This is a genomic window from Nocardioides sp. Leaf307, from assembly GCF_001423135.1.
GTDB classification, from domain to species: domain Bacteria; phylum Actinomycetota; class Actinomycetes; order Propionibacteriales; family Nocardioidaceae; genus Nocardioides; species Nocardioides kribbensis.
Window position 1 is genome coordinate 334371 of sequence record NZ_LMNY01000002.1, and the last position, 23534, is coordinate 357904.

The window sequence follows — 23534 nt, forward strand, 5'->3', positions numbered from 1 at the left end:
TGACGGCCCGTGACGCCGACAGGCCCCGGACCGCGTGGTCCGGGGCCTGCTGGTGGTGCGGGTGCGGCCCGCGACGGGTCCGCGAGACCGGTCAGCGACCGGCGGGCGTCCTGTCGCGGTGCGTCGTGCTGGCCGTGCCCGCGGTGCGCGGGCGCGCGCGCAGCAGGAGCACGGCGCCGGCGACGAGCAGCAGGCCGCCGCCGACGAAGCCGACGATCGGCACGGTGCGGGTGATGAGGTCGAGGCTCGCGATGTTCTCCTCGGCCTCGGCGACGTTGGTCGCCTGCTGGTCCTCGGTGAAGGCCAGCTGCAGGTCGAGGGCCTGCGTGCCGTCGTCGAGGTAGCGCTGCTGGTCGTCGGTCTGGTGGATGATCGCGCCCGTGCGCGGGTCGACGTAGATCTCCTTGACGTCGTCGTAGGTGCCGTTGAGCTCGAGCAGCGCGCTGACCACGATCGGCGCGTCCTGGATCTCCACGCGGTAGACGTAGGTCTCGAGGCCCATGACGTCCTCGGTGCGGTCGTAGACCGCGTCGACGCCCTCGCCGGTCACGCTGTCGAAGTAGGTGTAGGTGGTCTTCTCCGCGTCGAAGGGCCACTTGTTGACGACGCCCTCGTGGGCCGCGGCCTGCGCCGGCAGCTCGTCGGACTCGACCGACTCGGCGGTCGTGCGGTCGGTGGCGAAGAAGTCGTCGGCACCCGACAGCACCGACTCGTCGTCGAAGGCCGGGCACTCCTCGGTGGCCTCGGTGCCGTAGACGGCGCAGGAGCGGTTGAAGAACACCGCGGTGTCGTCGCTCGAGGCCTCGCTGTCGCTCTTGGTGATGCTGAGGGCGTAGATCGGCTCCGCCGCGCCCAGCTCGTTGGTGGCCGTGTCGAGGCGCGCCGCCTCACCGCTCAGCACCGTCACCGAGTCGACGTCGACGGGGGTGCGCTTCACGGCCCCCGGTGCCCACGTGAGGGCGACCACGGCCGCCACCACCAGGAATGCCCCCAGGCCCACGAGGACCCGTCCCAGAATCTTCATCCACTTCCCTCCCAGAAAGATCGATCGGCGAACCGTAACCCATCCGGAGGACGAAGTGTGCCTCCCGTCACAGGCTGTTACCGAACAGTAGGAATCGGTGGCCCGCGGCGCGCCTGTGCGAGACTCGCCGGCGTGCCAGACCAGCCGTCGTCGTCGACCCGCACGACCTCGGACGACGCAGCGGTGTCGACACCTCCCGCACCTCCCGCGCGCGGCGACCGGCCGCCGGCCGCCGGCGCGCGCCCCCTCGTCCTCGGCGCGTGCGCGATCCTGGTGGCGGCGCACCTGGCCCTGCGGGCGTGGGCGCTCTACCCGAGCTGGTTCTACCTCGACGACCTCCAGATGCTCGACGACGCCGAGCGCTCGGGCCTCGGTGCGGGCCTGCTGCTGGAGCCCTACGACAGCCAGTTCATGCCGCTCGGCCGGTTCCTCGCCTGGGTGGTCACCACCGGCGGCGACGTCGACTGGGCCCTCGCCGCCACGACCACCCTGCTGCTGCACCTGCTGGCCGCGGCGGCGTGCGTCTGGATGCTGTTCGTGCTCTTCGGGGCCCGCTGGGCAGTCGTGCCCCTGCTCGCCCTCTACCTCTCCAGCGCCATGACCCTGCCGGCCGCCATGTGGTGGGCGGCCAGCCTGAACGCGCTGCCGCTGCAGGTCGCGTTCTTCTCCTCGGTCGCCGCCTGGACCTGCTACCTGCGCACCGGGCGGCTGCGCTGGCTCCTCGTGACGCTGGTGGCGCTGTCCTTCGGCCTGCTGGGCTACGTCAAGGCGCTGGTCCTGCTGCCGATGCTCGCCGCGTACGCGCTCGGGTGGTTCGCCGAGGGCGGTCCGGCGCGACGTGCGCGCGTGCTGGCCCGTCGCTTCTGGCCCGCCCTGGTCGCCTGCACCGCCCTGGCGGTGGCCTACCTCGTGCACTACCTGCTGCGGGTGCCCTCGCTGGCCGAGGAGACCTCGGGCTCGGTGGCCGGCGGACTGGCGGAGACGATGCTCGGCCGGTCGCTGTCCGCCGGGCTGCTGGGCGGTCCGTGGCGCTGGAGCGACGTCAACCCGCCCGCAGGGCTGGCCGATCCGCCCGACCTGCTCGTGCACCTCGCCTGGGTCGCCCTGGCGCTCGGCGGTCTCTTCGTCGTGCTCCGGCGCATCGGGGCGGCCCGGGCCTGGGCGCTGCTGGCCGCCTACGCGGCCGCCTCCTACGTGCTGCTGCTGGTCACCCGGGCGCCCGTCGTCGGAGAGGTGGCGGGGCTGGAGTACCGCTACCTCAGCGACGTGGCCTGCGCCGCCGTGCTGTGCCTGGGTCTCGCCGTCCTGCCCCTGGCCGGGGCGCCCGGCTCGAGCCGGCCGCGGGACACCCCGCTGCTGCTGGTGGGCGTGGGGCCACGGGTCCTCACCGTCGCCACCGTCGCGGTGGTGGTGGCCGGGGTGGTGAGCTCGGTGCTCTACGCCCGCATCTGGCACACCGACAACCCCGGCGAGACGTACCTCCGCACGACCCAGGCCGAGTTCGCCGGTCTCGGAGCCGTCGACGTGGCCGACACCGTGGTGCCCGACGAGGTGGTGCCCGGCTACCTCTACCCGTTCAACACGACGGTCAGGCTGCTGCCCGTGGTGGTCGACAACGCGCGCTTCCCCTCGGTCACCGACCGCCTCGTCGCCCTCGACGCCCAGGGGCGCCCGCGGCGCGCCGTCATCGACCCCGTGGCCGTGGCCGAGGAGGGGCCGCGGCCCGACTGCGGGTGGGCCGTGCGCGAGGGTCGTTCCCGCACCGTGCCGCTCGACGACACGGCCTTCGACTACACCTGGTGGGTGCGGGTCGGCTACCTGTCGTCGGCCGCCGACACCGTCACCGTCGAGGTCGGCGACCGCACCGTCGAGGCGCCGGTCGACGCCGGCCTGGGCAGCCTCTACGTCGAGGTGACCTCCGCGGTGTCGTCTGTCACCCTGGACGGGCTGTCGCCGGGGACCACGATGTGCGTCGACGTCGTGGAGGTGGGCACAGCCGTCGCAGGAGGTCCGTTGTGAGCACACCGTCGCACGCCCGGCTCGAGCCCGGGGCCGACTCCGGGGCCGACTCCGGGGCCGCCACGGGGGCCGCCACGGGGGCCCGCAGCGCGACCACCGCGGCCGCCGCTCTCCCCCAGGGCTCGCTCGTGCCCCCGCCGGCGCGCAGCGGCCCCGACTTCGCGGCGCTCGACGCGCTGCGCGCCGTGGGCGCGCTGTGCGTGCTCACCACCCACGTCGCCTTCTGGTCCGGCGACTACACCGGCAACGGGTTCTGGGGCACGCTGCTGGCCCGGCTCGACGTCGGCGTCGCGCTCTTCTTCGTCCTCTCCGGCTTCCTGCTCGCCCGCCCCTGGCTGGCCGCCACGGCCGACCGCAGGCCGACGCCGGCGACACCGGACTACCTGTGGAAGCGCTTCCTGCGGATCGCCCCGCTCTACGTCGTGACCGCGGCCCTCGCCCTGGCGTTCGTGCGCAGCAACGCCGACCTCTCGTGGGGTGACCGGGTCGCCACGCTCCTCATGCTCGACACCTTCCGCTCCCCGCTGCTGCCGGGCGGGCTGACCCACATGTGGAGCCTGGCGGTCGAGGTCACCTTCTACCTCGCGCTGCCGGCCCTCATGGTCGCGCTGCTGGGCCGTCGCCGGGTGCGGGCGGCCCGCGGCCTGCGCCCGGCCCGGGTCCTGGTCGGCATCGCGGCGCTCGTCGTGGTCACCGCCTGGTGGCACCTCGACGGCGCGACCCGGGTGGGCCCCCACACCGACGGCGCCCCGCTGCAGTGGCTGCCGGCGTACCTGTCGTGGTTCGCGCTCGGCCTGCTGCTCGCGCTGGCCCACGTGCTGCACGAGCGGGGCGCGTGGGAGCGCCTCACCGCGCCGCTGGTCGCGCTGGGCCGCCAGCCGGGGAGCTGCTGGGCCCTGGTGGCCGGCCTGCTGCTCGTCGCCGCGACCCCGGTGGCCGGACCCTCGATGCTCGACGCCCCGACGCCGGGGCAGTCGCTGACCAAGAGCCTGCTCTACGCCGTGGTCGGGCTGCTGGTCGTGGTGACCGGGGTCTTCGCCGACCCCGCCAGCCGCTACGCCCGGGTGCTCTCCCACCCCGCCGCCCGGCGGCTGGGCTGGATCTCCTTCGGGATCTTCTGCCTGCACCTGCCGCTGCTGCACCTGGTGATGTGGGCGACGCCGTGGGAGCTCTTCGAGGGCCACGGCGTGCCGTTGTGGCTGCTGACCCTCGCGCTGTCGCTGGTGGCGGCGGAGGCGTCCTACCGCCTCGTCGAGCGCCCGGCGATGCGCCTGCGCGGACTCGTGGGGAGCCGCTCGGCCAGCCGGCCGGGGAGCCGCACCCCCTCCGGTCCGGCGACGAGCAGCCCCACCAGCGGCACCAGCATCAGGTAGACCGGCCACGCCGCCTCGCCGGCCCACCCGTCGCTGCTGCCCCAGGGCGTCACGGCGTAGGCGCCGGCGACGACGAGGACGGGCACGGCGACCGCCCAGGCGAGCGCGTCACCCGCCCCTCGGCGCTCCAGCAGCCCGGCCGCACCCCGCACGAGCACCGTGACGACGGCCGCCACGACCACGCCGGGCCAGCCGGCCACGGCGCCCGCGCCGAGCAGCCCGACGCCGGCCAGCAGGGCGCCCGGCACCCGGCGGTCGGTCAGCGGTGCGGCGTCGTCGGGCCACCCGCGGCGTCGGCCGAGCAGCACGAGGACGAGCAGCGCCACCAGCCCGACCAGCCCGGCCAGCAGACCGGTGCGGTAGGCGCGGTCGGGTGCGAACACCGCCTCGACCGGGGCGGCCTCGGGCTCCGCTCCCGTGGCCGTTCCCGTGGCCGTTCCAGCGGTCGCGGAGGGGGCCGCGGCGTCGGGGAGCAGCCAGCCCTGCTGCCAGCCGTCGACGACCACCGGGGTCAGGTCGACCCCCTCCTGCGAGGCGCGCCAGCCGGCGTTGGCGTTCTGCCGCAGCACCACGAGCGCGTCGCCGGCGGCGGGCTCCACCGTGCGGGTGTCCGGGGTCCGGCGCCACGGCAGGGCCTGCTCCCCCGCGCCCAGCGGGAGGGCGGCCTGCGCGGGGTCGGTGAGCACGAGCGCGTCGACGCCGAGCGCGGCGCTGCTGGGGGCGTCGACCAGGACCTCGCCGGCGGGCAGGTCGAGGGTGGCGCCGCCGCAGAGGCGGCCGTCGACGACCTCGCCGCGGGCGAGGTCGGCGGGCGCGGCATCCAGCGCGGTGGGCAGCACCTCGCTGTCGACGACGACGTCGGGGCCGGTGCCACAGGGGTAGGCCACCGGCTCGGTGGGCAGCGCCAGCGGGAGGTACTCCACCCCGCCCAGGTCGATCTCCGAGACGCCCACCCCCAGGTCGATGCCGGCGGCGGAGAAGTCGAGGCTCGTGGTGTCGTCGGCCTCGAGCACCTCGACGCGGAGCCGGTCGGTGCGGATCGGCACGAGGCGCGCCCGGCCGTCGTCGAGGTCGACGGTGCGCTGGCCGTCGGGCCAGGTGAGCCGCAGCCGGGTCGGGGCACGCACCGCGGCGTCCTCGTCGACGTCGACCGCGATCCGTCGCAGCGTGCGCTGGCCGAGCCAGGAGAGCTCGAGCGCCGGGCGCAGGTCGTCGGGGTCGGCGCTCCAGGTCGTGCCGGGGTCGCCGTCGACGGCGGCCACCGCACCACCGCGCGGGTCGGGCACGGCGGTGCTGCTGGCGCCGACCGAGACCGGCTGGTCGCGCAGGGCGAGCCGGTCCAGCTCGGGCCCGCCGCGCGGCACCAGGCTCAGCCGGGTGTCCCACGCCGAGGCGGCGTCGAGGGTGAACGCGCGGCTCAGGCCGGCGGCCTCCTCGTCGTCGCGGTCGCGGCCGGCCACGCAGCGCACGTCGCCGTCCACGACGACGCAGCCGCGGCGGGCGTCGCGGTCGCGTCGCAGCACGACCGCGGCCGGGTCGCCCCACGCCTCGGGCAGGGTCGGCAGCACGAGCCGGCGGCGTACGTCGACGCCGGGCAGCACGACCTCCGCCAGCGACAGCGCGCGGCCGGCCACCCCGGAGGCGTCCTCGACCCCGACCCAGGCGGTCTCCCCGGCCGGCAGCGTCGTCTCGCGCACGTCGCCGGGGCCCAGGCGCAGCTCCTCACCGACGCCGGCCTCGGTGCGCAGCCGCACGAGCTGGTCGTCGGTGGCGCCGGGCCCGCCCTCGAGCCGCACGGTGCCGCCGGCCAGGGGCTGCTCGAGGTCGAGGCGCCACCACGCCGACGAGGAGGACAGCGGGGCCGTCTCCCAGGCCGTCGCGGGGTCGCCGTCGACCGCGGCGTAGGGCAGCGCGCCGCGGCGCGCGCCACCGACCGCGGTGGCGTCGGAGGCCGAGGAGGACGCCGAGACGGCGCGCGCGCCCTCGAGCCGGACCGTCGTCGACCAGCGCCCGGCGTCGGCGGGCAGGTAGTCGCGCGCCGGGTTGCCGGTGCGCCGCACGTCGCCGGGCGTCAGCGCGGCCGAGGCGCCGTCGTGGAGGCGGGCGAAGCCGCGCTCGCGGGCGCGGAGCCCGTCGGTCAGCACCACCGGGGCCTCGAGGCCCCCGTCGTCGCCGACCAGGGCACCGGCGCCCTCCGCACCGTCGGCGGCGAGCACGGTCGGGGTGTCGCCGAGGAGCCCGAGCCGCGACAGGTCCAGCAGGTCCTCGGGGCCGCCGGCCACGACCACGGGCTGCTCGGTGCCCACCGCGAGCCGACCGCCGTCGGGCACCGCCCACACCTCGACCGCGGCCTGCAGCGACTGCCAGCCGCCGTTGACGAGCACCCGCTCGCCGTCGACCTCGTCGAGCAGCGAGCCACCGCCGACGTCGGGCCCGAAGGTCGCCACCCGCTCCAGCCCCGGGCTGTCGGCCAGGGCGGCGCGCACCAGCACGGGGTCGGGCACGTCGCCGTCGCGGGCCAGGTCGTTGCGCACCACGAGGTGCTCGACCCCGGCGCGCTGCAGGTAGGCCACCAGCGCCGCCGACCCCTCGCCCTGGGCCAGCCGGTCCTCGATCGCGTCGAGCATGCGGATGTTGCCCGGGCGGGTCAGCGGGATCACGTTGCGCACCGCCCAGGGCGCGTCGGCCAGCCACTGCAGCGGCTCGTCGCGCGGGCCGCCCCACACGTACTCCCCGAAGGCCGAGCCCGGCACCAGCAGGTCGGTGCCGCCGGGGTCCATGTCGTCCTGGGCCGCCAGCCAGGCCGCGGTCTCCTCCCAGTACGACGGCACCCCGAGGGTCGCGCCGGCCGGGGTCACCCGGCCCAGCGCCGCCGGCAGCGCCGCGCCGGCCACGACCGCCAGCGCCATCGCCACGACCGCCGCGCGGTTGACCCGCTCCAGGCGCGCCTGCGGACCGGCGCCGGGCCCCTGCGGGGCACCCACGTCGGCACGGTCGTCGCGACCACGCGCCAGCACCCGGTCGAGCACGAGGGCCAGGCCCACCACCAGCGGCAGGCGCAGCACGGGGTCGAACTTGTGCACGTTGCGCAGCGGGGCCAGCGCGCCGTCGAGCAGCCCGCGCACGTCCGCGGCCCACCAGCCCTCGACCGCCCCGGTGTGGCCGGCCCCGACCATGAGCACGCCGAGGAGCACCGAGAGCACGAGGAAGGAGCGGTGCGGCGTGCGGCGGTGGGCCAGCCCGGCCACGCCGAGCAGCAGCACCACACCGCTGTTGAGCACGAGGGTCGCGGTGGTGATCAGGTCGTTGCCGGCGCGCGAGGCGGGGTCGACGTAGGGCACCCAGTTCGAGGTGCCGCGCAGGACGTCGAAGAGCGTGGTCGGGAAGGTCGTGACCGACGTCGTCTCGATGTAGTCGAGGAACGGCGGGCTGTAGGCGCCCATCACGAAGAGCGGCACCAGCCACCACAGCGTGCCGAGGAGCGTGAAGAGCGGCCACCACAGCATCAGCGCGCGCCGCCGCGGTCCGGGGGTGCGGGTGAGCAGCCACACCACGCCCAGCGGCAGCACCGCGAAGGTCGCGGCCGCGTTGACGCCGCCGACCATGGCGACCGCCAGGGCGGAGAGGGCCGCGGCACGGCGGGGCGACCCCACCGTGGCACCGCGCACCAGCGGCAGCAGCACCCAGGGCGCCAGGGCGCTGGGCCACGCCTCGATGCTGATCGGGCCGAGCGTGGTCAGCAGCCGCGGCGAGAGCGCGAAGGCGAAGCCCGCCGTGAGGGAGGCCAGGTCGGAGCGCACCCCCAGCGCCCGGGTGACCCGCGCGGCCCCGCTGAGTGCCACCGCCATGACCAGGCCCACCCACAGCCGCTGCACCACCCAGCCGGGCAGGTCGACGAGCCCGCCGAGGAGGAAGAACGGTCCCATCGGCCACAGGTAGCCGTAGGCCTGGTTCTGCAGCTGGCCGAAGGCGCCCTCGCCGTCCCACAGGTGCAGGGCCCGGCCCAGGAAGTCGGCGGGCGCGGCGGCGAGGTCGAGCTTGGTGTCGGCGACGAGGTAGCCGGGGTCCTGGACGAAGGCCACCCCCACGACCACCAGGCACGCGGCGAGCAGCCGCAGCCGGAAGGTGGCGGTCATCGCTTGCGCAGCACCAGCACGAGGTTCCAGGTCACGACCTCGCGCAGCACCGGCACGCGCAGCATCCACCACGACCAGCGGGGGTTGTAGCGCGGCAGGACGGCCACGACCTCGGCGTCCTGCTGGCGCGCCGCCCAGTCGAGCCCGGCGGCGACGGTGACGGCGAACAGCGACTCGCCGTACTTGTTCTTGGGCTCGTGGCCGTGCGTGCGGGCGTAGCGGCGACGCGCGTAGCGGCCGCCCACGAGGTGCCACGGCGAGGTCTCGTGGCCGCCCCACGGGCCCCACCACAGGCACCAGCTGATGAAGGTCGTGCCGCCGGGCCGGGTGACGCGCAGCATCTCCTCGCACATCAGCCACGGGTCGGAGACGTGCTCGAGGACGTTGGAGGAGTAGCAGACGTCGACCGCGCCGTCGCGGAAGGGCAGCCGCATCCCGCTGCCGACGACCGTGCCGCCGGCGATGCCGCCGAGGCCGGAGAGCTCGCCGACGTCGGAGTCGAGGGAGAAGTACGTCGCCCCCGCCGCGCGGAACGCGTCGCGGAAGTAGCCGGGGCCGCCGCCCACGTCGAGCAGCGTGGCGCCGCGCAGGTCGACGTAGGACCCCAGCTGGGTCGCGGAGTCGTCGGCGAGCGCGGTGTAGAAGCGCGCGGGATCGCTCTGCTCGTGGCGGAACTCCCCCAGCAGCCGGGTCGCCCGCCCCCAGGTCGCGCGGCGACGAGCGCTGCGCGGACCGGTCGGGAACACCCGGCCACGCCCGCGTCCGGAGGCTCGGACCTCGCCGGGTCGGCGGCGGGGCAGGAGGGAGCTGGGGCGACGCACGGCGGCGAGACTACCCGCTGGTAGCCGCGTTGGTAGTGTCCGCCGGATGCACGCTCGCCCGTCACCGGCCGACCGCCCGGCCGACCCGTCCTCCGACCCGCTGGCCGACCCGCTGGCCGCCTCGCTGGCCGGCACCTCGGTGGTGTTCCTCAGCTGGCGCGACACCAGCAACCCCGAGGGCGGGGGCGCGGAGCGCTACCTGGAGAAGATGGCGGCGGGGCTGGTCGCGCGCGGCTGCGAGGTCACCGTCTTCTGCGCCGCCCACGCCGCGGCACCGCCCGAGCAGGTGGTCGACGGCGTCCGGTTCGTGCGGCGCGGCACGAAGCTCTCGGTCTACCTCGAGGGCATGCGCGCGCTGCGCCGCGGCGACCTCGGCGACCCCGACGTGGTCGTCGACGTGCAGAACGGCCTGCCCTTCTTCAGCCGTCTCGTCACCCGTGCCCCCGTCGTCGTGCTCGTGCACCACGTGCACCGCGAGCAGTGGCCCGTGGTCTACCCCGGGCTGGTGGGCCGGGTCGGCTGGTGGATCGAGCGGCGCCTCGCACCGAGGCTCTACCGCCGCTCCCAGTACGTCGCCGTCTCGCGCGCCACCGCCCGCGAGCTGCGGGCGCTCGGGGTGCGCGGCCCCCGGGTCGCCGTGGTGCACAACGGCACCGACCCGTGGGTGCCGGTCGACCCCGGCCCCTCCCCCCGGCCGCTCGTCGCCGTCGTCGGCAGGGTGGTGCCCCACAAGCAGGTCGAGCACGCCGTCGACGCGGTCGTCGCGCTGCGCGAGGAGGTGCCCGGCCTGCACCTCAGCGTCGTCGGCAGCGGCTGGTGGGAGGCGCAGCTGGCCGAGCACGTCGCGGCCCTCGGCGCCGACGACCTGGTGACGCTGGAGGGCCACGTCACCGAGGAGCGCAAGCACGAGGTCTACGAGCGTGCCTGGGTGCTCGCCCTGCCCTCCCTCAAGGAGGGCTGGGGCCTGGTGATCGGCGAGGCCGGCATGCACGCCACCCCCACCGTCGCCTACCGCTCCGCCGGGGGCACCCAGGAGTCGGTCGAGGACGGCGACTCGGGGCTGCTGGTCGACGACCAGGACGCCTTCACCGACGCCCTGCGGGCCGTGCTCACCGACGACGCCCTGCGCGGGCGGCTGGGCGAGGGCGCCCGGCGCGTCAGCCGCACCTACACGTGGGAGGCCGCCCAGCAGGCCTTCGCCCTCGTGCTGCTCGCTGCGGTGGAAGGGCGCCACGTCGAGAGCCAGGACCCCGAGGTGGTCGCCGACGTGCGGCCCCGCCGCACGCGGGCGCGGCGCGGGGGCACGGGCGCCGGCCCGCTCGCACGGGCCCGGCGGGCCCTGGACGCCAGGAGGGGCCGGCGGTCGCGATGACCTCCGGCCCCTCCGGGCACGCTGGGTGACGGCGCCGCTGCGCCGCTGCGTCAGTTGGTCGAGCCGTAGCCGACGACCTGCGAGGCGTCGGTGACGCTCACCGGGCTCTGATCGGGCTTCTGCGTCTGCGACGAGACGACACCGACGATGGTGGCGGTGGCCATGGCGCCGCCGACGAGGACGGCCGCGACCGTGCTGAGAATAGTTCCCACTGTGTAAACCCCTCCCTGAGTTCGGGGAGAGCCTAACAGTGACGACGGTCTCAGGCGGACTTCACGCCGACTTCCTGCGCAGGCGGCGCGCCGCGGCCCGCACCCCGGTCGGCAGGGCCAGCACGCCCACCACCGCGGGTCCCCCCAGGTACGCCGTCCAGGCGAGCACCAGCGCCACCACCCAGCCGCGCGGGGACGGGTCCGCCTCGACCCCGGCGAGACGCACGACCCGGAGCTCGGGCCCGTCGACCAGCACCTGCCCGGCCACGTCGGGCACGTCAGCGGAGAGGGCGGCGGCGGCCTCGAGGTCGACCACCACCACCGCGACGCCCAGGGCGGCGAGCTCCGCGGCGGCGGCCCCGGGGGTGCCCGCGTCGAGCGCGGCCAGCGCCGCGCGGGCGCGGGGGTCCTCCCCGGCGACGGCCGTGCCGTCGACCACGAGGGAGTCGTCGGCGACGTAGTCGGGCGCCAGGTAGCGACCGAGGGGGTCGAGCACCTTCCGGTCGCCGTTCCACGCCGGCCGGCGGTAGCTCGAGGCGGGCAGGACGAGCACGTCGCCCCCGCTGGGGGCCGCGGCGGCCGAGACCACCGGGCGCGCCGCGGCCCACGACGACGGGAGGTCGACGGCGCCCAGCCGGCCCGCCGCGCCCCACGTCGCGTCGGGCAGCAGCGCGACGGGCAGCAGCACCGCGGCCCCCGCCACCGCCAGCGGCAGCACCGGGGCCGCCGAGCGACGCGCCAGCGCGAGCAGCACACCGGCGCCGTGGGCCACGAGGAGCACCAGCAGCGGCGCGCACAGCAGCAGCAGCCGCGACCCGTCGCGCAGCAGGCCCAGCCCTGGCACGGTCGCCGCCAGCGAGCCCAGCGCGTCGGGCACGGCCCAGGTGAGCGCGGCGAGCAGCCACCCGGTCGCCCACGCGGCCAGCAGCACGCCCCGCTCCCGCGCCGGCGTCGCCCGCCACCAGGCGCGTGAGCCGAGCAGGGCCAGCGCCACGAGCACGACCAGCGCCACCCATCCCGTGGCGCCCAGGCGGCTGGGCGGCACGACCTCGACGTTCCACACCCCACCCAGGGTCAGCGCGGCCAGCGGACCCGGCACCGCGCCCTCCCCCTGCAGCGCGAAGAGACGCGCGCCCGCCGCGTCGGTGGTCGCCACCGACGCGTGCAGCGCCCCCGCCACCAGCCACGGCGCGTTGCCGGCCGCCGCCATCGCCAGCACCGCGCGACGCCGGCCGCGCCCCCAGGCGGCCAGCACGAGCACGAGCGCCGAGGCCAGGCCCGCGCTCGCGCTCAGGCAGGCCAGCGGCACCACCAGCCACAGCCGGCGGGGCGCGCGGCCCACCACGCGCCACTCCCGCGCGAGCAGCAGCAGCCACGGCAGCGCGGCGTAGGCGACCAGGACGGGCCAGGCGCCGAGCACGAGCCGCTCGACCACGAAGGGGTTCCACTGCCACAGCCCGACGGCGAGCAGCCGCACCGGGGTCGGGCCGGGCGCCAGCCGCGCGGCCCCCACGCCGCCGGCGACCAGGCTCCCCAGGAGCACGACCTTCTGCAGCACCATGCCGCCGACCACCTCGTCGAGCAGCCCGACCACCGCGTCGGAGGGCACCGCCCGCGGCAGCCCCGAGCCCAGCCCCCACACGTCGGGTCGCAGGGCCAGGTCGGGCACCCACACCATGTCGAAGGTCAGCACGTAGCCCGGCGCGAGGGCCGGCCCGAGCAGCAGGACCGCCAGGAGCAGCGACCACAGCGGCACCAGCCAGGGCGGCGTGCGCCGGGGGTCGACCACGCGGCGCTCGGAGGGGTCGTACTGTCCGGTGTCGGTCACGGTCCCCCTCGTCCTCCCCTCGTCGACGCCCTCGTCGTCCGTCGCGCGCGGGGTCGCGGTGATCCAACCACCCCGGCCGGAGCGTCCGGGCACCACCGGCGGCGCGCCCCGTCGTAGTGTTCGTGCCCGTGACCTCCACGACCGCGCCGACCACCCGGCGCCTGCGCGGTGGCGCCTCGATCGCCGTGGCGATGGGCGTCATGAACGTCGCCACCTACGGCTACACCGTGGCCGCGGCGCACCTGCTCGGCCGCGAGCCCTTCGGCGCCTTCTCCGCCCTCATGGGCGTCCTGCTCGTGGTCAACGTGCTGTCGCTGGGCCTCCAGGCCACGGGTGCCCGGCGGATCTCGGCGGCGCCGGCGCAGACCGAGGAGATCGAGCGGGTCGTGCTCGGCGTCGGGGTGCGCAGCGCGCTGGGACTCGGCGCGCTGTGCCTGCTCGCCTCCCCCGTGCTCAACACCGTGCTCCAGCTCCACAGCCTGCCCACCGCGATGCTGGTCGCCCTCGCGGCGGCGCCGCTGACCCTCATGGGTGCGCAGGCCGGGGTGCTCCAGGGCGAGCGCCGCTGGGAGCCGCTGGCCCTGGTCTACCTCACCCAGGGGCTCGGCCGCGTCGCCTGCGGACTGGGGCTGATGGCGGTGTGGCCGACCGAGTTCGCCGCGATGCTCGGCGTGGCGCTCGGCGCCTGGCTGCCGGTGCTGGTCGGCTGGGTCGCGCTGCGGCGTCCCCGCCCCGAGGTCGAGACACCCGAGGGCCACCCCGGCGTGGAGCTGCTGCGCGAGGTCGGTCGCAGCAGCCAGGCCCTCTTCGCCTTCTTCGCCCTCTCCAACGCCGACATCCTGGTCGCCCGCGCCGTGCTGCCCGACGACCAGGCGGGCCTCTACGCCGCCGGTCTGATCCTGGTCAAGGCGGTGCTCTTCCTGCCGCAGTTCGTCGTGGTCATCGCCTTCCCCAGCATGGCCTCCGACGGCGCCAGCCGTCGCGCCCTGCTGCTGTCGCTGTCGACCACCGCGGTCCTCGGGGCGTGCGCGCTCGGCGGCACCCTGCTCCTGCCCGACCTGGCGCTGCTCTTCGTCGGCGGCTCCGACTTCGACGACATCAAGTCCGAGCTGTGGCTCTTCGCCATCGTCGGCACCCTGCTGGCGATGCTGCAGCTGCTCCTCTACTCCGCCCTGGCCCGTCGCCAGGGCCGCGCGATCCTGGCGCTGTGGACCGGGCTCGTCGTGCTCGTCGCGGGAGCGCTGACGGTGGAGTCGGTGGGCTCGCTCATCGTGCTGGTCGTCGTCATCGACGCCTGCCTCTTCGTGTGCCTGCTCACCCTGGCCCTGCTCGACCGCCCGGCCGTCGCCCCCGAGGCGGCACCGGCGCGCGTCGGCGACTGAGCCCGCCCGCGCCCTCCGGCACCACCGGCGACGGGAGCGTGCGTCCGGCCGGGGACGGCTAGTGGGCCGCGTCGTGCCAGCTGCGGCCGGTGCCGACGGAGACGTCGAGCGGCACGGCCAGGTCGGCGGCGCCGCCCATGTGGGTGCGCACGAGGGCCTCGAGGGCCTCCCGCTCACCGGCGGCGACCTCGAGCACGAGCTCGTCGTGCACCTGGAGCAGCATCCGCGAGCGCAGCCCCTCGGCGGCGATCGCCTCCTCCACCCGCAGCATCGCGACCTTGATGATGTCGGCGGCCGAGCCCTGGATGGGGGCGTTGAGCGCCATCCGCTCGGCCATCTCGCGGCGCTGACGGTTGTCGCTGGTGAGGTCGGGCAGGTAGCGACGGCGACCCATGATGGTCTCGGTGAAGCCCGAGCGACGGGCCTCCTCGACGATGCCCTCGAGGTAGTCGCGGATGCCGCCGAAGGTCTCGAAGTACTCCTCCATCAGCCCGCGGGCCTCGCCCGGCTCGATGCCGAGCTGCTGGGAGAGCCCGAAGGCCGAGAGCCCGTAGGCCAGGCCGTAGTTCATGGCCTTGATCTTGGCCCGCTGCTCGACGGTGACCGCGTCGGCCGGGGTGTCGAAGACCCGGGCCGCGGTGATCGAGTGGAAGTCGCGACCCGACCTGAAGGCCTCGATGAGCAGGGCGTCCTCGGAGAGGTGGGCCATGATGCGCATCTCGATCTGGCTGTAGTCGGCGGTCATCAGGCACTCGAAGTCGGCGCCGTCGGCCTCGCGACCGACCACGAAGGCCTCGCGGATGCGCCGACCCTCCTCGGTGCGGATGGGGATGTTCTGCAGGTTGGGGTCGGTGCTGGAGAGCCGGCCGGTGGCGGCGATCGTCTGGTTGTAGGTGGTGTGGATGCGCCCGTCGGGGGCCACGGTCTTGAGCAGGCCCTCGATGGTCTGGCGCAGCCGGATGACGTCGCGGTGGCGCAGCAGGTGCAGCAGGAACGGGTGCTCGGTCTTGACGTAGAGCGCCTGCAGCGCGTCGGCGTCGGTGGTCCAGCCGGTCTTGGTGCGCTTGGTCTTGGGCATGTCGAGCTCGTCGAAGAGCACCACCTGCAGCTGCTTGGGCGAGCCGAGGTTGATCTCCTTGCCGATGACGGCGAAGGCCTCGTCGGCGGCCTGCTTGACCTCGTCGGCGAAGTGGGACTCCAGCGCCTCCAGGTGGTCGGTGTCGACGGCGATGCCGACCTGCTCCATGCGGGCCAGCTGCTCCACCAGCGGCAGCTCGACCTGCGCCATGAGCTCGCGCCCGCCGTGCTCCTCCACCGCGGTGTCGAGGGCCTCGGCGAGGTCGACGACGGCGCGGGCGCGCAGCATCGCGACGTCGGCGACGGCCTCGTCCTCGTCGAAGAGCAGGCCCTGGTCGCCGTCGGTCTCCTCGCGCAGCTCCCTGCGCAGGTAGCGCAGCGTGAGGTCGGCCAGGTCGTAGGAGCGCTGGTCGGGCCGCACGAGGTACGCCGCGATCGCGGTGTCGCTCTGCAGGCCGCGCAGGGTCCAGCCGTGGGCGGCCAGCGCCAGCACAGGGCCCTTGGCGTCGTGGAGCACCTTGGGCCGGGCGGCGTCGCCGAGCCACGCCGCGAGGGCGGCGTCGTCGGCGGGGGTCAGGGTGGCGGCGTCGACGTAGGCCGTGCGATCACCGGGGGCGGCCAGCGCGAGGCCGTCGACGCGACCGGAGCCGGCGCCCCACGCGCCCCGCACGTGCAGACCCACGACGCCGTCGCCGGTCTCCTCCAGCCACGGGCCCAGCTCATCGGCGCCCAGGGTGGTGCCGCCGACCTCGAAGCCGGGACCGTCGACCTCCTCCTCCGAGGTCAGGGTCTCGAAGAGCCGGTCGCGCAGCACGCGGAACTCCAGCCCGTCGAAGAGGGTGTGGACCTCCTGGCGGTCCCAGGGCCGCATCGCGAGGTCGGCGGGCAGCAGCTCGAGGTCGAGGTCGCGCACGAGGGCGTTGAGGCGACGGTTGCGGATCACGTCGCCGAGGTGGGCGCGCAGGTTGTCGCCGGCCTTGCCCTTGATGGCGTCGGCGTGGGTGATGACGTTGTCGAGGCCGTCGTACTGCGCGATCCACTTGGCCGCGGTCTTCGGGCCGACCCCGGGCACGCCGGGGAGGTTGTCGGAGTCCTCGCCGACCAGCGCGGCCAGCTCGGGGTAGCGGTGCGGGGGCACGCCGTACTTGGTCTCCACGGCCTCCGGGGTCATCCGGGCCAGGTCGGAGACGCCGCGCATGGGGTAGAGCACCGTGCAGGCCTCGGTGACCAGCTGCAGCGAGTCGCGGTCGCCGGTCAGCACGAGCACGTCCATGCCGTCGGCCTGGGCCTGGGTCACCAGCGTGGCGATGATGTCGTCGGCCTCGAAGCCGTCCTTCTTCAGGAACGGCACCCGCAGCGCCCCGAGGACCTCCTCGATCAGCGGCAGCTGGCTGCCGAACTCGCTGGGGGTCTTGTTGCGCTTGGCCTTGTACTCGGAGTACTCCTCCAGCCGGAAGGTCTGCCGGGAGACGTCGAAGGCCACCGCGAGGTGCGTCGGCTGCTCGTCGCGCAGCACGTTGATGAGCATCGAGGTGAAGCCGTAGACGGCGTTGGTGTGCTGCCCCGTGGTCGTCGAGAAGTTCTCCACCGGCAGCGCGAAGAAGGCGCGGTAGGCCAGCGAGTGGCCGTCGAGCAGCAGCAGTCGCGGGCGGGCGGAGGCGTCGGGAGCGGGCGTCGTCTCGGGCACCCGGCGACTCTATCCGTCGCCGGGGACACCGCCACCCGCGCCGCCGGAGGGCCCGGCCGGTGCCGCGACCCCGCTAGGTTGAGCCCCATGAGCCAGACCTCCGCACCCCGGTCCACCGACGACCTGATGGCCTCCCTGCCCCACGGCATGGGTGGGCTGAACGAGAAGATGGGCATCGAGCTCGTCGAGTTCTCCGCCGACAGGGTCGTGGCGACCATGCCCGTCGAGGGCAACACCCAGCCCTACGGCCTGCTGCACGGCGGGGCCTCGGTCGTGCTGGCCGAGAGCCTCGGCTCGATGGGCTCGGCGCTGCACGCCGACCCGCTCGGCAAGGTCGCGGTGGGCGTCGACATCAACGCCACCCACCACCGCTCGGCGACCGCGGGCCTGGTGACGGGCACCGCGACCCCGGTGCACCTGGGGCGCTCCTCGGCGTGCTTCGAGGTCGTGGTCACCGACGAGCGCGGCAAGCGGGTCTGCACCGCGCGCATCACCTGCGCGCTGGTGCCCAAGGAGCAGCTGGGCATGTGACCCGGCGCCCCGGGTGGTCCTCGGACCGGCCGGGGCCCTGTCGACGGAGCGGGCTCAGGCCTCGGCCTGGGACTCCTTGCGCCGCAGCGAGCGGCGGGCGGCGAGCACCTGCCCGCGCTGCCGGCTGGTGAGCCCGCGCCCGGCGCCGGGGCGCTGGGCCTCGATCTTGCTGCGCACCAGCGCGGTGGCCGCGACCCTGACGGTCGCCTGCGGGGCGAGCGCGAGGCGGGCCATGAAGCGGTTGGCGTCGCGGGAGCCGGAGTCGGCCGCGGTCATCACGTGGGCGACGCCGAGCTCCTCGGCGTAGGCGACGGCCGACTCCATGAGGGTGCGGCCGATGCCGCGGCGGCGGTAGGCCGGCAGCACGTGGGGCGAGAGCGCCTGCACGACCGGCTCGAGGTTGATCGGACTGACCGTGGCCACGCGGAGGTAGACCGCGCCGGCCGGCTCGCCGTCGTGCTCGGCCACCAGCAGCCGCTGCTCGGGCGAGTCGGCGGCCGACTTGATGACCACCTCGAGGTCCGCGACCTGCTCCTGCAGGTCGGTGCGACGCAGCGAGTCGGCCCACAGCTCGGCCAGGAACAGGGCGTCGGCGACCTCGGCGGGCCGCAGCGAGACCTGCGAGCGTGTCATCGACCCGACCCTCCCCTGGGCCCTCGGCAGGGCCCGTCCGTGGTGGGCGCCCCCCGGCGAGCCCCCTTCGTGCGTGTGACGCGCCGTTGAGACTACGCTCCCACCCGATCGACTGTCAGAGGAGTCCCGTGATCCCCGGTGCCGGCACGCTCGTCAACGTCGCGACGGTCCTGCTGGGCTCCGGGCTGGGCGTCCTGCTGGGCAACCGGCTGCCGACCCGCACCCGCGAGCTGGTCACCGACGCCCTCGGCCTCGTCACGCTGCTCATCGCCGCCACCTCGGCGATGGAGGTGCTCTCCCCCGACCTGAGCGACGCCGTCGGCAGCAGCGCCCCGGTGCTCGTCGTCCTCGGCGCCATGCTGGTCGGCGGGATCGTCGGCTCCACGCTGCGCCTGGAGCAGCGCGTCGAGCAGCTGGGGGCCTGGCTGCAGCGCCGCCTCGGCGGGGCCTCCGGGCCGGGTGACGCAGCACCGGACGCCGCGGCACCTGAGGCCGCAGGACCGGGAGCGGCGGCGGGCGAGCGGCGCCGACGCTTCGTCGAGGGCTTCGTCGTGGCCTCGCTGGTCTTCTGCACCGGGCCGCTGACCATCCTGGGCTCCCTCAACGACGGCCTCGGCAACGGCGCCGACCAGCTCTACCTGAAGTCGACCCTCGACTTCTTCGCCGCCATCGCCTTCGCGGCCTCCTTCGGGTGGGGCGTGGCCGCCTCGGTGCTCACCGTCGTCACCGTGCAGGGCGGGCTCACCCTGGTCGGGCTCGCGCTGGGCGACGTGCTCCCCGACGCCCAGCTCGCCGCGATCACGGCCACCGGCGGGCTGCTGCTCGTCGGGGTCGCGCTGCGGCTGCTGCGCATCCGCGAGGTGGCCGTGGCCGACCTGCTGCCGGCGCTGCTCGTGGCCCCGCTGCTGGTGACGGCGCTCGCGGCGTACCGCTGATCCTCGCGTGACGGGCCCCCCGGGGCACCGATCCGGCCCCAAGGTCACGAATCGGCCACAAACGTTTCAGCCTGCGCAAGCGGGGTACCAAAGCGGCCCCTGCGCACTAGGTTGCCTCCTGTGCCGTGACCCCGACCACGGTGCCACGAGATCCCGGAGGACAGATGAAGCGTAGATCCACCACGATCCGCCTCGCCGCCGTTGCGGCTGCCAGCGCGATGGTGCTCGCAGGCTGCGGCAGCGACTCGGGCGACGAGGAGCCCAGCTCCACCAGCTCCGACAGCGGGTCCTCGGCCCCGACCGCGGAGGGCGACGGCACCCTGGTGTTCGGCACGCTGCTCCCGCAGACCGGCAGCCTGGCCTTCCTCGGCCCGCCGGAGTTCGCCGGCGTCGACCTGGCCGTCAACGACATCAACGAGGCCGGCGGCGTCCTCGGTGCCGACGTCGAGAGCGTCCGCGGCGACTCGGGCGACACCGACTCCGGTATCGCCCCGGCCGAGACCGACAAGCTCCTCGACGGGGGCGCCGACGTCATCGTCGGTGCCGCGTCCTCGGGCGTCTCGCTCACCGTGATCGACAAGATCATGTCCTCGGGCGCGGTCATGTTCTCCCCGGCCAACACCTCCACCGCCTTCGACGAGGGCGACTACGCGGAGCCGGACAACTACTTCCGCACCGCCCCCTCCGACATCCTCCAGGGTGCGGTCATGGCCAACCTGCTGCTGCAGGACGGTCGCCAGAACGTCGCGATCCTCGCCCGCCAGGACGCCTACGGCGAGACCCTGGCCGAGCAGATCGCCACCAACCTGGAGAACGCCGGCAGCCAGGTCGCCGCCACCGTGTTCTACGGCGAGAAGGCCCAGTCCTACGACTCGCAGGTGGAGGAGATCGCGGGCTCCGGCGCCGACGCCGTCGTGCTGGTCGCCTTCGAGGAGACCACCTCGATCATCCCGCAGCTGATCCAGGCCGGCGCCGGTCCGCAGGACCTGCCGACCTACTTCGTCGACGGCAACACCGCCAACTACGACAAGTCGGCCACCGCACCGCTGCCCGACGGCACCCTCGAGGGCACCAAGGGCACGATCCCGGGCGCCGAGACCGCGGCCGACTTCAAGGACCGCCTGGCCACGGTCGACGACAACCTCAAGGACTACGCCTACGCCGCGGAGTCCTACGACGCCACCATCGTCTCCGCCCTGGCCGCGATCGCGGCCGACAGCGACGCCGGTGACGCCATCGCCGAGCAGATCCCCGACGTGACCCGCGAGGGCACGAAGTGCACCACCTTCGAGGAGTGCGCCGGCCTGCTGGCCGACGGCGAGGACATCGACTACGACGGTGTCTCCGGCCCCATCGAGCTGAGCGACCTGGGCAGCCCGACCTCGGCGTCGATCGGCATCTACGAGTACGACGCGCAGAACAAGATCTCGCCGGTGGACTACATCAGCGGCGACATCTGAGCCGACCGCGGCACCGCACCACCAGCACCCGCTTCATCCGCAGGGCCCCGGAGCACCGCTCCGGGGCCCTGCGCCGTCCCGCCCGGACGGGAGCGGGAGGGACCGGGCGACGCGCGCACCGGTCCCCCCGCTCAGGCCACCGTGGTGGTGGACGCCCCGCGGTCCCGCGTCGAGGCGGGCCGCTCGAGCGCCGTGCCCTCCTCCGCGGCCTCGAAGGCCGGGTCGTCGGCGAAGGACTTCAGGCGCGCGATGCGGTAGATGAGCAGGCCGTAGAGCGCCTTGGCCAGGATGTCGGCGATGGAGTAGCCGGCCTGCTTGCCGACCCAGGCGTCGGAGCCGTCGAGACCGAGCAGGGGCAGCAGGTAGGCGATCGGGTAGACCCCCCACGAGGCGAAGAGGAGGATCCGCAGCCGCGAGATGGTCTGGCGCACCGCGGGCGGCTGGCGGTCCAGCGACCGGGTCAGCTCCACGAAGAGCACGTAGAGGATGTAGAGGAACGGCAGGGTCGACAGCAGCCCGAACACGTGGCGCAGGGCGTCGCTGTCGCTGATCTCCCCCGGGTAGCCCAGGACGATCATCAGCGCCGAGGCCGGCACGAGCCGCCACAGCAGCGACGCCTGGAGCTTGCGGGCCAGGGCGAGGACGACGACGAGCTCCACGAGCAGGAGCGGCACCGTGAGCAGCCAGTCGACGTAGCGGTAGCCCTCGTTGAACGACGCACCGACGGCCTGGGTGTAGGTGCCCTCACCCCCGACCGCGTCGGTGACGAAGGCCTCCTTGAAGGAGCTGAAGATGCGGAAGTAGTGGTAGGCGGCGATGCCGCACACCACCGCGGAGACCAGGAGCGCCTGCCGGTAGCGCGGCAGCACGCGCGGCTGGGCGGCGACGAGGAACAGCGCGGTGAACAGCTGGGCCGCGATGACCAGCGACAGCAGGTTGTAGACCGTGTCGTACTGGCCCTGGGTGAGTTGATCGGGAATCACTGGAACGACCTCCGTTGACGTGTGGCCGAGGAGGGCGACGGCGCCCTCAGGTCAGCACAAGTGGCGCTGACCTGCGCCGATGCGGGCCGTGGTGGGCCGCTGACGCAGCCTCAGTGTGGACCTCCACGTGAACTTCAACAAGATATTTCAATCCTTTGTTGAGATTTTGCCGTCCAGGGGTCCCCGAGGCCGTCGCCGAGGTCGATACTCGCGGTGTGACCGTCCTCGAGCCCCGACTCGCCCCCGCCGGCGGGCCGGCGCGCGTCGACGTGCTCCGCACCGCGTGCCGCTGGTCGCGCCGACTCGCGGTCGTGGCCGTCGGCGGGGCCGTCGTGCTGGCGGCGGCGCCGGTCCCCGCCGGGGTCTCGGGTCCCCTCGTGCTCGCCGTCGCGGGCGCCGGGCTGCTCCTCGGTCTGCCGCACGGTGCCGTCGACCACGTCGTGGCCGCGCGGCTCGCCCGTCGGTCGTGGCCCGTGGTCGCCCTCGCGTACGCCGCGGTCGCCGCGGTGAGCTGGGTCCTGCTCGCCACCGCGGGGCCGGTGGCCCTGGTCGCGGTGCTGCTGCTCAGCGTGGTGCACTTCGGCCTCGGCGAGCTCGAGGTCGTCAGGGAGGTCTCCGGGTGGCGGCCCGGCCCCGTCGTGTCGGTCGCGGTCGCTCTCGCGGGAGCCGGCGCCCTGCTGCTGCCGCTGGCCCGCGCCGGGCCGCTCCTGGTCGACGTCGGCACCGCGGTCTCCCCCGGGCTCGGGCCGCTCCTGGGCGAGCCCGTCGTGCGGGCCGCGCTCGCCGCGACCTGGGTCGCGGCCGCAGCGGTGGCGACGACGGCCGCGCTGCGGGCGGGCCAGCGTCAGGTCGCCGCCGACGTGCTGGTGCTCGGCCTCCTCGGGGCGGTCGTGCCGCCGCTCGCCGCCTTCGCCCTGTGGTTCGGCGGCTGGCACGGTCTGCGCCACTGCGCCCGCCTGCTGCTCGACGACCAGCGCTGCGCCTCCTGGGTCGCCGCGGGTGACCCCGCCCGAGCGGTGCGCGTCCTGGCCGGCCGCGCCGCGTGGCCCACCCTCGCGGCCACGGCCGTGCTCGCCGCCCTCCTCGCGGGGTCCGTGCGCGCCGCCGACCCGAGCCGCGCGCTCGCCACGACGCTGCTGCTCCTGCTGGCCCTGACGGTGCCGCACATGCTGGTCGTGCTGTGGAGCGACCACCGCGCCCGGCACCCCGGCCGACTCAGCCGGTCTGCCAGGTGAAGCCCAGCTCGGAGGGCTCCGGCGGTCGTGTGCCGTCGGTGCGGGCGAGCCAGTAGAGGCAGCCCGCGTCGCCCCAGGCGGAGTCCGCGCCGCCGTCGACCTGCAGCAGCGGGCGCCACCGCAGCGCCTCGCGGCGGTGCTCCTCGTCCCACGTCGCCGCGCCCAGCCGGGCCTCGGCCGCCTCCCACTCCACCGCTCCCTGCACCGGACGGGCCCAGCCTCCGAGCTGGTGACCGACCGCGTCCTCACCGACCGCGTCGTCGAGCAGCTCCCCCAGACGCTCCTCCATGGCGTCGGGGAGCTCGACCCCGGCGATCTCGAGCACCGGGTGCTCGCTGTCGGGCCAGGTGAGGACCTGGACGCCGGCGAGCGCGGCGTGCGCGCCCAGGGCCGGCCCGACCCCCTCCAGGTGGAGCAGTCGCCACCCCGCCGCGGTGCCGGGATCGGCGGCGTCGACGATCGCACCGGTGCCGTCGGGGTCGTCGAAGCAGAAGGCGAGCAGCCGTCCGGTGCTCGCCAGCCGCAGGCCGGCGTCGAGGCCGGCGGCGGCCACCGCGGCGAGGTCCACCTCGGCGACGAGGCGCAGCCGACCCTCACCCGGCCACCGCGGGCGGTCGGCGCCCGGTGGGAGGTCGGGCGACCCACCGAGCCGCGCCACCGCCGGCTCCCCCGGCCCGGCGGGTCTCAGCAGCACCGCCGGGCGGAGCACCCCGAGCCAGGCCCTCGCGCCCGCCTCGTCGAGGTGCTCCCGGGCGAGGGCGGTCAGGTGCTCGCTGGCGAGTGCGGTCATGTCCACCATCGTGGAGGGGGCAGCCAAGGAGGACCC

General features: G+C 75.1%; 16 protein-coding genes and 1 pseudogene. 8 read left to right on the forward strand and 9 right to left on the reverse strand.

Annotated elements, in window-relative coordinates; genetic code table 11:
* Positions 1–91: 91 nt before the first annotated feature.
* Positions 92–1024, reverse strand: coding sequence for a DUF3068 domain-containing protein (locus tag ASF50_RS10865; protein WP_082503112.1), 933 nt, complete (start codon positions 1022–1024; stop codon positions 92–94).
* A gap of 132 nt (positions 1025–1156) precedes the next feature.
* On the opposite strand from ASF50_RS10865, the gene ASF50_RS19270 reads away from it, so the two are divergent.
* Both ASF50_RS19270 and ASF50_RS19660 read left to right on the forward strand, forming a co-directional pair.
* The gene (locus tag ASF50_RS19270; protein ID WP_162242382.1) at positions 1157–3043 is read left to right on the forward strand and encodes a hypothetical protein; all 1887 of its coding nucleotides are present in this window, start codon (positions 1157–1159) and stop codon (positions 3041–3043) included.
* Positions 3040–4416 carry an acyltransferase family protein gene (locus ASF50_RS19660; protein ID WP_162242383.1) on the forward strand — a complete coding sequence of 459 codons (1377 nt, stop codon included), beginning with the start codon at positions 3040–3042 and terminating at the stop codon, positions 4414–4416. The genes ASF50_RS19270 and ASF50_RS19660 overlap by 4 nt, the downstream gene beginning before the upstream one ends.
* 2048 nt (positions 4417–6464) lie before the next feature.
* Here ASF50_RS19660 and ASF50_RS19665 read toward each other — a convergent pair.
* Together ASF50_RS19665 and ASF50_RS10885 are read right to left on the reverse strand one after the other, a co-directional pair.
* A pseudogene (locus tag ASF50_RS19665) lies at positions 6465–8552 on the reverse strand (alpha-(1->3)-arabinofuranosyltransferase family protein); the annotation flags it as partial.
* Entirely contained in the window at positions 8549–9373 is an 825-nt protein-coding gene (locus ASF50_RS10885) for a class I SAM-dependent methyltransferase (protein ID WP_228942400.1), read from the reverse strand. The gene ASF50_RS10885 and the pseudogene ASF50_RS19665, both read right to left, overlap by 4 nt.
* A 46-nt stretch (positions 9374–9419) precedes the next feature.
* On the opposite strand from ASF50_RS10885, the gene ASF50_RS10890 reads away from it, so the two are divergent.
* On the forward strand, positions 9420–10745 hold the full coding sequence (locus ASF50_RS10890) for a glycosyltransferase family 4 protein (protein WP_082503113.1): 1326 nt from the start codon (positions 9420–9422) through the stop codon (positions 10743–10745).
* Positions 10746–10795: 50 nt separating this feature from the next.
* On the opposite strand, the gene ASF50_RS19020 is transcribed toward ASF50_RS10890, so the two are convergent.
* Positions 10796–10957, reverse strand: a complete 162-nt coding sequence (locus tag ASF50_RS19020; protein WP_156697706.1) for a hypothetical protein — start codon at positions 10955–10957, stop codon at positions 10796–10798.
* A 61-nt stretch (positions 10958–11018) separates the two neighbouring features.
* Complete coding sequence (locus ASF50_RS10895) at positions 11019–12785, reverse strand: hypothetical protein (RefSeq protein WP_056904492.1); 1767 nt, start codon at positions 12783–12785, stop codon at positions 11019–11021.
* Positions 12786–12913: 128 nt separating this feature from the next.
* On the opposite strand from ASF50_RS10895, the gene ASF50_RS10900 reads away from it, so the two are divergent.
* Positions 12914–14167 (forward strand): oligosaccharide flippase family protein, encoded by a 1254-nt coding sequence (locus ASF50_RS10900; protein WP_235557643.1) that lies wholly within the window; start codon positions 12914–12916, stop codon positions 14165–14167.
* A 58-nt stretch (positions 14168–14225) separates the two neighbouring features.
* Here the strand turns inward: ASF50_RS10900 and polA are convergent, their stop codons facing one another.
* Positions 14226–16931 (reverse strand): DNA polymerase I, encoded by a 2706-nt coding sequence (gene polA, locus ASF50_RS10905; RefSeq protein WP_056862544.1) that lies wholly within the window; start codon positions 16929–16931, stop codon positions 14226–14228.
* Positions 16932–17018: 87 nt separating this feature from the next.
* On the opposite strand from polA, the gene ASF50_RS10910 reads away from it, so the two are divergent.
* A complete protein-coding gene (locus ASF50_RS10910; protein WP_056904494.1) occupies positions 17019–17462 on the forward strand; it encodes a PaaI family thioesterase in 444 nt (147 codons plus the stop codon).
* Positions 17463–17516: 54 nt separating this feature from the next.
* On the opposite strand, the gene ASF50_RS10915 is transcribed toward ASF50_RS10910, so the two are convergent.
* The gene (locus tag ASF50_RS10915) at positions 17517–18095 is read right to left on the reverse strand and encodes a GNAT family N-acetyltransferase (protein ID WP_056904495.1); all 579 of its coding nucleotides are present in this window, start codon (positions 18093–18095) and stop codon (positions 17517–17519) included.
* Between the two features lie 128 nt (positions 18096–18223).
* Between ASF50_RS10915 and ASF50_RS10920 the strand changes: the two genes are divergently transcribed.
* Both ASF50_RS10920 and ASF50_RS10925 read left to right on the forward strand, forming a co-directional pair.
* Positions 18224–19030, forward strand: a complete 807-nt coding sequence (locus ASF50_RS10920) for a DUF554 domain-containing protein (RefSeq protein WP_200920119.1) — start codon at positions 18224–18226, stop codon at positions 19028–19030.
* 164 nt (positions 19031–19194) lie between these two features.
* A complete protein-coding gene (locus ASF50_RS10925) occupies positions 19195–20490 on the forward strand; it encodes an ABC transporter substrate-binding protein (RefSeq protein ID WP_056904496.1) in 1296 nt (431 codons plus the stop codon).
* A 131-nt stretch (positions 20491–20621) separates the two neighbouring features.
* Here ASF50_RS10925 and ASF50_RS10930 read toward each other — a convergent pair whose 3' ends face one another.
* Positions 20622–21473: a bacteriorhodopsin-like gene (locus ASF50_RS10930; RefSeq protein WP_082503114.1), complete on the reverse strand. Its 852-nt coding sequence runs from the start codon at positions 21471–21473 to the stop codon at positions 20622–20624.
* A 215-nt stretch (positions 21474–21688) separates the two neighbouring features.
* Here ASF50_RS10930 and ASF50_RS10935 point away from each other — a divergent pair, with 215 nt between their 5' ends.
* Entirely contained in the window at positions 21689–22708 is a 1020-nt protein-coding gene (locus ASF50_RS10935) for a beta-carotene 15,15'-dioxygenase, Brp/Blh family (RefSeq protein ID WP_056904497.1), read from the forward strand.
* Here ASF50_RS10935 and ASF50_RS10940 read toward each other — a convergent pair.
* The gene (locus tag ASF50_RS10940; RefSeq protein ID WP_056904498.1) at positions 22689–23498 is read right to left on the reverse strand and encodes a DUF1963 domain-containing protein; all 810 of its coding nucleotides are present in this window, start codon (positions 23496–23498) and stop codon (positions 22689–22691) included. The two genes, ASF50_RS10935 and ASF50_RS10940, sit on opposite strands and share 20 nt — an antisense overlap.
* Between the last annotated feature and the right edge of the window lie 36 nt (positions 23499–23534).